Origin of the sequence: Streptococcus mitis (assembly GCF_003942995.1) — a bacterium.
Classification (GTDB): Bacteria; Bacillota; Bacilli; order Lactobacillales; family Streptococcaceae; genus Streptococcus; species Streptococcus mitis_CV.
The window spans coordinates 21765-35141 of record NZ_RJOH01000018.1 but is presented as its reverse complement, the minus strand read 5'-3'; the positions used below and the strand labels follow the sequence as shown (position 1 = coordinate 35141).

The window sequence follows — 13377 nt, the reverse complement described above, 5'->3', positions numbered from 1 at the left end:
AAAAAAAAAAAAAAAAAAAAAAAACATAAATATTTTCATAAATTATTCCTAATAACAAAATTGCAGGAACAAGTATTTTTACTAATTCAAAGTATGATAGGATACCCCAAATTTGATTTTCACTTAATAGCTTATAAACTTCTTGTTTAGCAAAACAAAATATAAAAATCAAACTAACAGATGAAAAAAAATATTTGTAGGTTGATTGAAGCAACGATAATTCCTTGACATTATTCGAATCATTCCAGTATCCCTGTCGAGATAGGAATAATAGAGTAATAGAATAATAAAACTTTTCCATATAACTTTCCTCTACAAAGAAATAATCTGATCAACTGTCGGTAAAATTTCTTGCCTCTCGTGACTTACAATAATGAAGTGCTTGCCTAGATTTATCTTTTGCTCCATCAAGTGAAGCAGATTTTCAACCGAAATTTGATCTAAACCTGATAAAGGTTCATCCATAACATACAAGTCCGAATCCAATAAAAACGCTGCTATAAGCATTACTTTTTTCTTTTCTCCTAATGACAATGATTGAATTGTTTGTGTCATTAATTTCTCATTCAAATAAAATTGTTCTCGTAATTCTCTTAACCGTTCTTCGAACAAATTTGTTTCAATAAAAAATTGTTTCTGTAAAAATTCGAATAATAAATTAGGAGATAAACCAATGAAATAGTTGTCCGAAGAATCTGGAACATAGCTAACTTTTTCTTCAGAAATCAATGAGCCAGAATATGGTTGAACAATTCCTAGTAATACTTTCAATAATGTTGACTTTCCTGCACCATTTTTTCCAGTAATCAGTGTCAGACCTGAATTTGAAGTATCAAAAGAAATATTGTTAAACAGTATCCTGCTATTTATCCTATACGAAATGTTCTCTACTTTCATTTTTTCTCCTTTTATATTATAATTAAAATAGTTGATAGTTATGTCTATAATCTTTTTGAGAATGCCCATTTTCAAACTGAGACATAACTATCAATTATTTTTTTATATTAATTTCTAATTTTACTAATATTTTATGTAAAAATCGACTCTGTTCTATTAATTTCTAAACTAGAACCACTGTTTAACCCAGCCCCAAATTGCTGTTAAAATCCAGTCAATAATAATCCATCTGATAATTCTCCATACGAAGCTCCACATAATAATTCCTCCTATTTACTAAACCATTGTTGAACCCAGCCCCAAATAGCTGTCCACATTAAATTAATCAAAATCCATTTTACTATTTTCCATACCCAACGCCACATATTTTATTTCTCCTTTTTAAATTTCTATTTTAATTTTCTAAAAAAATCAAAATCTCTAAATGTTCTATTACACTCCAACGTCATATCAAGTCCCTCATTTACTTCTCGTACAATAATAAGTGCATTATTTGCTATACCGACTAATGGATAGACTTTTAATATCTGGGGTTTTATTGTAATCAAATCCAATAAATAGCCGTTAACTCTTATTTCCACTTGAAGAAGAGTTGATAGCGTTTGTCGAATGAGCAGTACATCTCCAACTTCTGACATGCTAGGCAATAAAACATTATTTATTCGTTCAAATTCTAGCATATCAAACCTCTAAACTCAGCCCCACCACCCACCAATGATAAGTAGCAAAAACAACATCTTAACCATAGCAAATCCCTTTCTTATTTATTTACAAATTCATTTTAACAAAAAAGCGACATTTCTCCAATGACAGAAATGTCACTCCTATAAACTCTTTAATGATATCTTTCTAGATCCTCGGCCCATTCATTATCTAAACTAACGAGTAACTTCCCATTGCCAAACATCCTTGCCATCATTTTTGCTTCTTCATACTTTTGTTTGGCTGTATCATAATCCATCTGAATATAATATTTCCACTCCACCATCAAGACAATCGGTTGTTTTTGAAAATCTCGTGTTTTTTGCCCTATTTTATTTAAGGTCTCGACTGCCCTCTTAAAATAATGAAGCAACCCCATAACCTCTATACAAGTTAAAGAAGCTAACAAGGAGTCTCTAAGTAAGTCCAAACAATCGAACTCTATCTTATCAACCTGAGAACTTAATTTGTCATGAAAATAAAGAATAGTTTCATGCTCAGACTTTTTTATCTCACCCTCGTTTAAACCATCCATTAACTGACAAAGAAAATACAGTCTCAATTTCAACAATTCCTCAGCCTTATATACATCTCTGGATAGTAAGTCTTGAAGACTGTCCTCAATCACACCACTTCCGTATAAAGAATTACTAGTCGCTCTCACTGCATCTATTGCCTGAAGGCAGTCCACTATCATCTTCTCATCACGGGGCAGGTCATCATAAAAACACTCAAAAATCTCATCAAAATATTCTTCCTTTTGTTCTTGCAACTCCTTGTCTCCATAGTCAGGGTGATGTAAAAGAAAGTACTTTAATTCTTGGTAGCGTTTAGGCAGTTCCTTATAATCTGGCATCAAGACGTAGGATGGAATTTCTAATCTATCTGCAATATATTCTAGTGTTTTTATAGTCGGTCGAAATTCTCCTTTTTCGATTCTCACCAACTGACGCACTGATAATTCAGACTCATCCCCACAAAAAACTGGACGACTAAGTCCTTTCTCCTCTCTTAAAAGTCGCACTTTATCCCCTAACTCATTTATCTTGTTCATTTGCCCCTCGCATGATTATAAAAGATTTGATTTTCAAATAAATATATGCGATGATTATACCATTTTTCAAATAGAATTACAAAAAAAGAGACAGGGATTCCCTGCCTCTAGGCTGATAAACAATTATTTACGGCGTCCTGGTCTTTCTTTGTAGCCATAGTAAGAATCTTCGATGATTTCTTGCATATGGTCAACCATTGGAAGGCGTGGGTTAGCTGGTGAACATTGGTCTTCGTAAGCAAGGAAGGCTAATTCACGTGAATGTTCTTTCCATTCTTTTTCGTCGATACCTTGTGCTTTGAAGTTCATTTGGATACCTACGCGCTCACCAAGTTCATAGACAGCTTTTGCGTAAGATTCCACACCTTCTTCTGGAGTAGAAGCTGGAAGTCCAAGCATACGAGCGATATCTTGGTACTTCTCATCTGCACGGTAGTAGTTGTACTTAGGCCATGTTGCTGTCTTAGCTGGACGTGTACCGTTGTAGCGGATGACGTATGGAAGCAAAATTGCATTAGTACGACCGTGGATTGTGTGGAATTGCGCACCAATCTTATGGGCCATTGAGTGAGAAATACCTAGGAAGGCATTGGCAAAGGCCATACCAGCGATTGTTGAAGCATTATGCATTTTCTCACGTGAGTGGAAGTCTGCATTTTTAACTGAGCTTTCAAGATTTTCGAATACAAGTTTGATTGCTTGAAGTGCAAGACCGTCAGTGTAGTCGCTAGCCATTTGTGATACGTAAGCTTCAGTCGCGTGAGTCAATACGTCCATACCAGTATCCGCAGCAACAAATCCAGGAACTGTCAATACCAAGGCAGGGTCTACGATTGCCACAGTTGGTGTCAATGAGTAGTCAGCGATTGGGTATTTGCGGTTGTTTGCTTTATCAGAGATAACGGCAAATGGAGTTACTTCAGATCCTGTACCAGATGTAGTTGGGATCGCGATAAATTTAGTCTTCTTACCAAGTAATGGGAATTTGAAGGCACGTTTACGGATATCCATGAATTTTTGGACAAGGTCACGGAAGTCCACTTCTGGTTGTTCGTAGAAGAGCCACATTACTTTAGCAGCATCCATTGGAGATCCACCACCGAGAGCGATGATTGTATCTGGTTTGAAGGCACGCATAATCTCAGTACCACGGTTTACAGTTGTGATATCTGGATCTGGTTCTACATCAGCAAAGATTTGGTAAACAACCTTATTGCGACGAAGATCAAGTTGTTCGATGATACGATCAAGGAAACCAAGCTCTACCATGGCATGGTCAGTAACGATCATGACACGTTCAACGTCACGACATTTTTGAAGGTATTGAATTGAATCACGTTCAAAGTATGTTTTTGAAGGAAGTTTCATCCATTGCATGTTATTTCTCCGTCTTCCGACTTTTTTGATATTCAAAAGGTTAATGGCACTAACGTTATCCCCAACTGAGTTGCGTCCGTAAGAACCACATCCAAGTGTCAATGATGGCAAGAAGGCATTGTAAACGTCCCCGATACCACCGAAAGTAGAAGGTGAGTTACAGATAACACGAATAGCTTTAACAGCTTTACCAAATTCTTTAGTCAATTCTTCGTCAGCTGTGTGGATAGCTGCTGAGTGTCCAAGACCGTTAAATTCCACCATTTGACGAGCTTTATTAATACCATCTTCACGGCTTTCAGATTTCAAAACTGCGATAACTGGTGACAATTTTTCACGAGTCAATGGCTCATTTTCACCAACTTCTTTACATTCAGCAGCAAGAATGTTTGTTCCTTCTGGAACTGTAAATCCTGCTTGTTCTGCAATCCAAGTTGCTGGTTTACCAACGATGTCAGCGTTCAATTTTGCACCAGCACAGTTTTTGCTGTTTGCTTTCACGCCGAAGCAGAATTCTTCAAGAAGTGCTTTTTCTTTTTTGTTTACAAAGTAAGTGTGATAAGATTTGAACTCTGCTACAAATTCATCGTAAATCTCTTTATCAATGATAACCGCTTGTTCTGAAGCACAGACCATACCGTTGTCAAATGATTTAGACATGACGATATCGTGTGCAGCCTGGCGGATGTTAGCTGATTTTTCAACATAAGCTGGAACGTTTCCGGCACCTACCCCAAGAGCTGGTTTACCACATGAGTAAGCCGCTTTAACCATGGCATTACCACCTGTTGCAAGGATTGTTGCAATACCTTCGTGGTTCATAAGCGCACTAGTTGCTTCCATAGATGGTTCAGTAATCCACTGTACACAGTTTTCAGGAGCACCTGCTTTAATCGCAGCATCACGAACGATTTGAGCTGCGTGAGCTGATGATTCTTGAGCTGATGGGTGGAAGGCAAAGACGATTGGATTACGTGTCTTCAATGAAATCAATGCCTTAAAGATTGCTGTTGATGTCGGGTTTGTTGTAGGGGTGATACCACAGACAACACCGACCGGTTCAGCGATGAGGGTCAATCCTGTCACATCGTCTTCTTCGATAACGCCAACTGTTTTAGTGTGGCGCATATTGTTTACTACGTGTTCACAAGCAAACAAGTTCTTAGTTGCTTTATCTTCAAATACACCACGTCCTGTTTCTTCAAAGGCATGTAAAGCCAATTCTCCGTGGGCATCCAAAGCTGCCACTGACGCTTTAGCTACGATGTAGTCGACCTGATCTTGGTCGAGTTTACGCATTTCTTCAAGAGCAACTAAAGCTTTTTGCACCAAGCCATCGACATGCTTTTCAGCAGCGAGTTTCTTTTCCTCTGGTGTCACAGTTTTTTTATCAGCCATATTTTCCTCCATAGCTTTCAAGGATTGATATCCTTTGTTAATTTTTTCACAAGTTTATTATAACGCATTATTTTAACTTTGTAAACAGTTTCATAAACATTTCACAAAGAATTCTTTACTGTTTGTGAAATTTTTCTCATTTTCTTTATTTATCAAGTTTTTTCTTTAGAGTTTGTGAAATTAATTTCCAATATTTTTTATTTCACAAGCTTGATTGGAAGAGGGACTTGGAAATAGATAGATTTTCTAGTAAGCGCTTACTTTATAATTCTAATAATACCTCCTTTGATAAGGAGGCTTTATTTTTGTTGAAAAACGCCTTGTTTAAAAGTCCCTTCATAAACGACTTCTTGTTCTGTTGTTAGTTTCCCTTTTCCTTCAGCCTGACCATTTACAAAATCACCTTCGTAGGTCCAGCCTTCTTTAGATTGAAAGGTACCTTTTCCGTTGAAAGCTCCATTGTTGAAACCACCTGTATATTGGTCTCCATTTTGGAAGGTGATGGTTCCTTGGCCATTCATTTTACCACGGACAAGACTACCGTCGTAAACAATGGTTCCATTATCAAGCTTTAGAACACCTTTTCCGGGAATATTTAGAAAAAAGACGAGCACAGCACAAAAAACAATCGTAACTACTGCCAAAAGCTCTAAACGTGGACGAGTCAGATAGACACGATACTTTTCGTAAAAATTCTTAAGATTTTCCACCTTCACTCTCCTTTTCTAAACGTTCTAACCAAGCTTGACAACCCTCTTGAACACGTCGATAGGTTTCCTCAAAATCTCCTGTATACCAAGGATCTGGAACACTTTCAGATGCGAATGAGTAAATCTTATCTTGACAGTCTGCTGGACACATCTGACGTAAGTCAGAAACATTTGAAGCATCCATGCCGATAATATAATCAAAGGCTTCAAAATCTTCCTTACTAATCTGAAGCGATGTCTTGCCTTTTTCATAAGGAATCTCATACTGTTGAAAAATCCCTTGAGTTCCCTTATGAATCGGATTGCCATGTTCCCAAGAGGAAGTCGCTCGACTTTGGATTTCATAATTATCTGTCATTGATTTCATAACAAACTCGGCCATAGGACTACGGCAAATATTTCCCAGACAGACAAAAACTAGTTTTTTCATCCCATTCCTTTCTTTTATAGAAAAACGGGAGTTCGTGATCCCGTCTTATTTTTCAATCGCACCTTCGAGTGAAGCTGTTTCTTTCAGCGGTAATACGGTCTTGATAGCAGCTAGTTCAAAAGTCAAGTAAACTCCATCTACATCAAGAACAATTGTTTTCTTTTCTGTATCTACTTCATCGACTGTTCCATAAAGTCCACCGATTGTAATAACTTCATAGCCTTTTTGTAATTTATTCAAGCTTTCCATACGTTTTTGTGCTTGTTTCTTTTGAGAGCGTTGCGTAAAGAACATCAAGCCCACCATAGCCACAAGAATGATTAAAAATGTATATTGTGATTCCATTATATTCTCCTTTGTCTTTTACATAGGACTACTATATCAAATTTCAGCTACTTTTACAAGATTGTACCTTGCTTTTCTAGTAAGAAAAAACCAGAGCTTGCGCCCTGATTTTTAGAATTATTTCAATTTTTGAACGACTTTTACAAGATTTTCGACAGTAAAGCCATATTCTGCCAATACTTTTGGTGCTGGGGCAGAGGCTCCGAAGGTATCAATACCTAGAACAGCACCATCTAGACCAACATATTTGTACCAGTTTTGAGTTGCACCCATTTCGACTGCAACACGACGGCGAACTGCATTTGGAAGAATTTCTTCCTTGTAAGCTGCATCTTGTTTATCAAAGACATCTGTAGATGGCATGCTGACTACACGGACTTTTGCACCTTGACTAGCCAATTCTTTAGCAGCTGAGACAGCAAGATTGACCTCTGAACCTGTCGCAATCAAGATGGTATCAAAGTCGGCTGTATTTTCATAGACGACATAGGCACCTTTTGCAACCTTGTAGAAGTCTGTTCCCTCTTCAACAGTCAAATTCTGACGTGTCAAGACAAGGACAGTTGGCGTTTTCTTACTTGTCACTGCAAGGTACCAAGCTGCTTGCGTTTCACGCGCATCTGCTGGACGGAAAACATTCAGATTTGGCATGGCACGAAGACCTGCTAAGTGCTCAACTGGTTCGTGCGTTGGACCGTCTTCCCCAACTGCAATAGAATCGTGGGTAAAGACATAAGTCACAGGAAGTCCTTGTAAGGCTGACAAGCGGACAGCCGCCTTCACATAGTCAGAGAAGACGAAGAAAGTTCCACCGTATACTCGAAGTCCACCGTGAAGGGCCATCCCGTTCAAGATCGTTCCCATTGCAAATTCACGAACACCAAACTGAATGTTACGGTTCAAGCGATTGGCATCGTCTTGAAGTCCGTCCGTTTTGATATAAGTCATGTTTGAATGAGCGAGGTCAGCGGATCCACCTAGGAAGGTTGGCAACTTAGCTGCCACAACGTTCAAAGCATCTTGACTTGAATTACGAGTTGCTTGAGAGAAGCCATTTTCTAAGGCTGGGAAGTCTGCTGGAGTCACTTCAACTGGGTCACGGCCGTCGATAATGGCTTCTACTTCTGCAGCCAGTTCTGGATGAGCCTCTTTATAGTCAGCAACTAATTTAGTCCAAGCTTGATAAGCTGATGCGCCACGATCTGCAACATTTTCTTTGAAATCAGCATAAACTTGTTCTGGAACTTCAAATGGTTCGTAGTCCCAACCAAGGGCTTGACGAGTTGCTGCGGTTTCATCTGCTCCAAGAGGAGCACCGTGTACGGCATTAGTTCCCTGTTTGTTTGGAGAACCATATCCAATAACAGTCTTCACTTCAATCAAAGATGGTTTTCCTGAAGCTTTAGCTGTTTCGATAGCAGCATGGATTGCTTCCAAGTCTGTTCCATCTTCAACTAAGGCAGTGTGCCAACCGTAGGCATTATAACGGTCACGAACACTTTCTGTAAAGGAATCCTTTGTCTCACCATCCAAGTTGATGTCATTTGAATCATAAAGAACAACCAACTTGTCTAGTTTTTGCAAACCTGCGTATGAAGCCGCCTCACTTGAGACACCTTCCATCAAGTCTCCGTCTCCACAGATAACGTAAGTATAGTGGTCAAAGATATTGTAGCCTTCGCGGTTATATTTGGCTGCCAAGAAACGTTCTGCCTGGGCAAAACCAGTAGCAGTTGAAATTCCTTGACCTAGAGGACCTGTCGTTGCATCAATCCCTGCTGTATGGCCAAATTCTGGGTGACCAGGTGTTTTTGAACCCCATTGACGGAAGCTCTTGATCTCATCCATGCTGACATCTTCAAAACCAGAAAGGTGAAGAAGGGCATAAAGGAGCATTGAACCATGGCCTGCTGAAAGAATAAAGCGGTCACGGTTAATCCAGTTTGGTTGAGCTGGATTGATACGAAGTTGTTTTGTAAAGAGGCTGTATGCCATCGGAGCCGCTCCCATAACCACACCTGGGTGACCTGAGTTGGCCTTGTTGATAGCGTCAATACCTAGGAAACGAATTGCATTAACAGATAGATTTGACATAGAATTTCCTTTCTATTTGAGGTGATTATTGAATCACACATTCTATTTTACTATTATATGAAAAAATACATAGAATAGCAATTAAACAATTCGGCGCTAGATAAGTCTCCTATTTTCTACTCTCTTGTTGCCTGATAGTAGGGAAGTAAGCGTTCATAAGCATCTTCTAATTTTTCTAAAATCACTTCTAATTTTTCTAAAATCACTTCTAATGATTGATTTTCAATAAAAGAAACATCTGCCTTAACTAACACTTTTCGAATTTCTTGGTTGCCTACCTTCTCGACTAAGACCTGACGATTTTCTTCGTTCGCCTCCCACCGTTGACTTTGACCATCAGAGTAGACTAGATAATAAGTCCCTTCAACGGTTGGAATGTCTAAAACTTTGGCCTGCTTGCCTAGAGTTTGCTCATCTTTCTTACGTTCAATAAAACTGACCTCTAAAGAAATCCCAAAGTCAGCAGATGTCCCATACAAACGAAGGGCCAACATAGGTTCTGTCACTTGTCCGTCTCTCTGTAGATAAACCCAAAAATGTGGTCGCAAACGTTGCGCCTGATTCATCCACTGGCTAGTCTGTTGGAGTTGCCATTCTGGATGACTTACTTGAAAGGCATTGGCCAGTTCTGTAAAAGCCTTTCTGGCCTCTTGACCTTTGTGGCGAAATGCCAGCATTTTCTCTCGTTCTGCTCCCGCTTTATCAGGATTACGGTACTGCAAACCAGCAAAGTCTAAATAATCTCTTATCTTATTCAACATTAGTTTAATCTCCTCCAGCTAGCAAAAAATCAGGATAGCCCTGATTTTACTTATTCTGTATCTACGACAACATAACGATTTGGCTCATCACCCTCAGAGTAACTAGTCACGCCATCCATACGTGAAATAATACGATGAATAATCTTGCGTTCACTATTTGACATAGGATCTGTTTGATGACTACGTCCTTCTTCTAAAACACGAGTCGCCAATTTTTGCGCATAGGTCTGCAAGACTTCTGCACGGTGTTCAACATAATCATTGACATTAATAGTAATGTAGAAGGTTCTTGAATAGCGGTTATAAAGATAATTTTGAGCCAATAACTGCAAGGCTTTCAATACTTTACCATGATAACCGATAATACGCCCTGGCTCATTTGTATCAATTTGTAAATTGATGCTACGACGGTTATAATCATTTGAAATCGTCGCCTCAACGTCCATGTCATCAATGATTGTTTGGACATAAGTCGTTACTTCCGTAGCTACTTGTTCAATGTCAAAGCTCGGTTCCACTTTTAAGCCCAAATCTTCTAATTCTTGACTTTCAGTTTGTTCAGCTTGAGTCTCAACAATAGGAGTTTCTACTTTTTCCCCGAAACCAGCTTCTTCAAGCTGTAATTCATTTAAAATCTCAATATGCCCAGTTTCTTCTAAAATGGTATTAGCATGTTTTTCATTTTTCAAAATTTCAGCCTTAACTTCATCAGAAACCCCTTGGCCTTCTTCTTCAATCTTTTTAATTGCTTCTACAACATGACCCAAATCAACGGTTGCTTCACTGACCGTTTTGACCGGTTCATTTTTTTCATTGACTTCTTTAGGAACACCCTTTACAGCTTGTTGATTTGCTTTGATGACAGTTGTTTCACTAATAGCTTCAATGTCAACTTGAGCTGGTTTTTTACCAAATAAACCAAGAAAGCCATTTTTTTCACGAGAAATGACTTTGATGTGAGCCTTCATTCTTGGAATATCTAATTCTTTCAATCCTTTCTGGATTGCTTCTTCAACAGTTGAACCCGTAAATACTACCATTACCAGATTCCTCCTTATTATTTCGTTTTCTGAGCCTTTTTCTTGGCTTTTCTTTTTCTATTTTCCAAATCTTTTTGTGCCTGAACTACCGCCTCGCGCTCTGCAATAATCTTGAATGGATTGTTCAAGAAATAGGTTTGCAAGACTTGATAAGCATTAGACACTGTCCAGTATAGGGCGACTCCACCTGGCGCATAAACTGCAAAGATAAAAATCAAGACTGGAATCCCATACATCATCGCAGTCGTAGCTCCATTACGCTCAGACAAGGCTTTATTAGACAGCCAAGTACTTAAAAAGGTAAATACAGCTGCTAAAATCGGAAGAACAAGGGTTGTATCCACACCACCAAGGTTAATCCATAAGAAATGACCTGTCTTCAAAAAGTCAACTCTTGATAGGGCTTGGAACAAGGCCAAAATAACCGGCATCTGAATCAAAATCGGCCAAAGAGAATCTGACTGTCTGACACCCATTTCTTTAAAGACTTTACGCATTTCTTGCTCTAGCTTGGTTCTGCTTTCCATATCTCGACCCGGATATTGTTCTCGAAGCGCCTTAATGCGTGGCTGAGCTTCTTGCATTTTTCTAGAAGCCACCATTTGCACTTGAAAGACTGGCAAGAGAACTGTACGAATCAAGACCGTAAAGAGAATAATCCCCACTCCGATACTGATATCAAACGATAAAAAGCGAATAATTTCCGCAAAGAAGTAAACAAATTTACTCCAAAAATCAGCCGAATTGGCTGTAATATCGCTAGTTGTCCCATTAGTCGCACAGGCTGTCATGACCAATAGGGACAGTCCTAGCAAACTAGTCAACTGTAGTTTCTTTTTCACTCCCATTTCCTTCCTGGTAAATCTTTGATAATTTTAATACGTGGAGTAGATTTTTCTCCATCTCTGCGTATCCCAAGGTTTCGACCCCTTTTCGAGCAATGACAACAAAATCGACATCTTCTACCAGACTCCCTTTTGCATTCTGGATAATATGTCGAATCCGTCGCTTGATTTGATTTCTAGTGACGGCATTCCCCAGTTTTTTGCTAACTGATAGACCTACTCGAAAATGGTTTTTCTGGTTTTCTAGTTGGTAGACAACAAATTTGCGATTGGCAAAACTTGTCCCCTCCTTGAAAATCGCCTTAAAATCTTTCTCTCTTTTTACACGAAAGTTTTTCTTCAAAACTCAACTCCATCTATTAAATTACTACTATTATACCATATTTTTCAAAAAAGCCAATCATAGCAAGGTTTTGGACATTTCCATCAGAAAAAGAAGCTGGAAAAATCTCTTTTCCAACTCCTTGTACTGAATATTTTTTCTAATTTTAGTTATTTTTTCAAGCGTTCAACGTCACGGGCAATGACCAATTCTTCATCTGTTGGAATAACCAAGACACGGATTTTCGCTGCCTCTGTTGAAATGTCTCCTGTCACACCAAAGACGTTCTTCTCTGCGTCAACATCACAGCCAAACCAAGAGATACCTGAGATAACATCTTCACGTACATTTGCAGCATTTTCACCGATACCTGCAGTAAAGATAATAGCATCTGCTCCATTTAGGACCGCAAGGTATTGCCCGATATGTTTTTGGATACGGTCAACATACATTTCATAAGCCAAAGTGGCATCGTGGTCCCCTTCTTCCATAGCAGCAATCACATCACGCATATCACTAGATTTACCTGAAACCCCCATCAGTCCTGATTCACGATTAAGGACGTGACTAATAGCTTCTGGTGTATTAAAATCCTCTGTATATTGCATTAAGTAAGGAATGATAGCTGGGTCAATATCTCCTGTACGTGTTCCCATCATCACACCACCAAGTGGAGTGAATCCCATTGAAGTATCAACAGATTGACCACCCTTAACAGCTGTAATAGAAGCACCATTACCGATGTGGCAAGTAATCAATTTCAAGTCCTCTAATGGACGGCCCAAGAGTTTTGCTGCTTCTCCTGCTACAAACTGGTGACTTGTACCGTGGGCACCATATTTACGAACCTTGTTTTCTGTGTAATATTTTGTTGGTAGAGGGTAGCGATAAGCTTTCTCTGACATAGTTGTGTGGAATGAAGTATCAAAAACAACTACACTGGTAATGTCTGGCAACAATTCCTTGAAGGCACGAACACCTGCTGCATTGGCTGGATTGTGGAGAGGAGCCAACAAGCTCAACTCTTCAACTTTTTCTAAAACATCTCCCTCAACGACTGTTGATTCTTTGAAATATTCTCCACCAGCAACAACACGATGTCCAACACCTGTAATCTCGTCATAAGCCTTGATAATATCGAAACGAATCAAGTCATCCAATAAGATTTTAACAGCTTGTGTGTGATTTTCGATATCCAAAATTTGTTGTTCAGAACGACCATCAAATTTTACAGTTGAAATTGAATCTTTCAAACCTATACGTTCAATCAAACCTTTCGCCAATACTTTTTCTTCTGGCATTAAGTATAATTGCCATTTCAAACTTGAACTTCCTGCATTGATTGCAATTGTTTTTGTCATAACATGATACCCCTTTTTAAGCGTTTTCATCTATTATAACA

The 13377-nt window shown here is 38.8% G+C and carries 14 protein-coding genes; all 14 read right to left on the bottom strand.

The window, feature by feature from the left end:
• Positions 1-301, bottom strand: a 301-nt coding sequence (locus D8836_RS11270) for a hypothetical protein (RefSeq protein WP_221763029.1), incomplete at its 3' end; no start/stop codon positions are given.
• Positions 302-312: 11 nt separating this feature from the next.
• A complete protein-coding gene (locus D8836_RS09140; RefSeq protein ID WP_125393797.1) occupies positions 313-897 on the bottom strand; it encodes an ABC transporter ATP-binding protein in 585 nt (194 codons plus the stop codon).
• 389 nt (positions 898-1286) lie between these two features.
• On the bottom strand, positions 1287-1577 hold the full coding sequence (locus D8836_RS09135) for a hypothetical protein (RefSeq protein ID WP_050492331.1): 291 nt from the start codon (positions 1575-1577) through the stop codon (positions 1287-1289).
• 155 nt (positions 1578-1732) lie between these two features.
• Entirely contained in the window at positions 1733-2653 is a 921-nt protein-coding gene (locus D8836_RS09130; protein WP_125393796.1) for a helix-turn-helix domain-containing protein, read from the bottom strand.
• A gap of 123 nt (positions 2654-2776) precedes the next feature.
• The gene (gene adhE / locus D8836_RS09125; RefSeq protein ID WP_049544457.1) at positions 2777-5428 is read right to left on the bottom strand and encodes a bifunctional acetaldehyde-CoA/alcohol dehydrogenase; all 2652 of its coding nucleotides are present in this window, start codon (positions 5426-5428) and stop codon (positions 2777-2779) included.
• A gap of 299 nt (positions 5429-5727) precedes the next feature.
• Positions 5728-6138, bottom strand: coding sequence for an MORN repeat-containing protein (locus tag D8836_RS09120; RefSeq protein WP_020902388.1), 411 nt, complete (start codon positions 6136-6138; stop codon positions 5728-5730).
• The gene (locus tag D8836_RS09115; protein ID WP_049499237.1) at positions 6125-6568 is read right to left on the bottom strand and encodes a low molecular weight protein-tyrosine-phosphatase; all 444 of its coding nucleotides are present in this window, start codon (positions 6566-6568) and stop codon (positions 6125-6127) included. The genes D8836_RS09120 and D8836_RS09115 overlap by 14 nt, the downstream gene beginning before the upstream one ends.
• 45 nt (positions 6569-6613) lie before the next feature.
• Entirely contained in the window at positions 6614-6913 is a 300-nt protein-coding gene (gene yajC / locus D8836_RS09110) for a preprotein translocase subunit YajC (protein WP_000445810.1), read from the bottom strand.
• Positions 6914-7030: 117 nt separating this feature from the next.
• Entirely contained in the window at positions 7031-9007 is a 1977-nt protein-coding gene (tkt, locus tag D8836_RS09105; RefSeq protein ID WP_125393795.1) for a transketolase, read from the bottom strand.
• Between the two features lie 116 nt (positions 9008-9123).
• The gene (locus D8836_RS09100; protein ID WP_125393794.1) at positions 9124-9768 is read right to left on the bottom strand and encodes a ribonuclease P; all 645 of its coding nucleotides are present in this window, start codon (positions 9766-9768) and stop codon (positions 9124-9126) included.
• Positions 9769-9818: 50 nt separating this feature from the next.
• Complete coding sequence (jag, locus tag D8836_RS09095; protein WP_125393793.1) at positions 9819-10808, bottom strand: RNA-binding cell elongation regulator Jag/EloR; 990 nt, start codon at positions 10806-10808, stop codon at positions 9819-9821.
• 17 nt (positions 10809-10825) lie between these two features.
• A complete protein-coding gene (locus tag D8836_RS09090) occupies positions 10826-11650 on the bottom strand; it encodes a membrane protein insertase YidC (protein WP_221763028.1) in 825 nt (274 codons plus the stop codon).
• Positions 11625-11996 carry a ribonuclease P protein component gene (gene rnpA, locus D8836_RS09085; RefSeq protein WP_000739245.1) on the bottom strand — a complete coding sequence of 124 codons (372 nt, stop codon included), beginning with the start codon at positions 11994-11996 and terminating at the stop codon, positions 11625-11627. The genes D8836_RS09090 and rnpA overlap by 26 nt, the downstream gene beginning before the upstream one ends.
• A gap of 149 nt (positions 11997-12145) precedes the next feature.
• The gene (locus D8836_RS09080; RefSeq protein ID WP_125393791.1) at positions 12146-13336 is read right to left on the bottom strand and encodes an acetate kinase; all 1191 of its coding nucleotides are present in this window, start codon (positions 13334-13336) and stop codon (positions 12146-12148) included.
• Between the last annotated feature and the right edge of the window lie 41 nt (positions 13337-13377).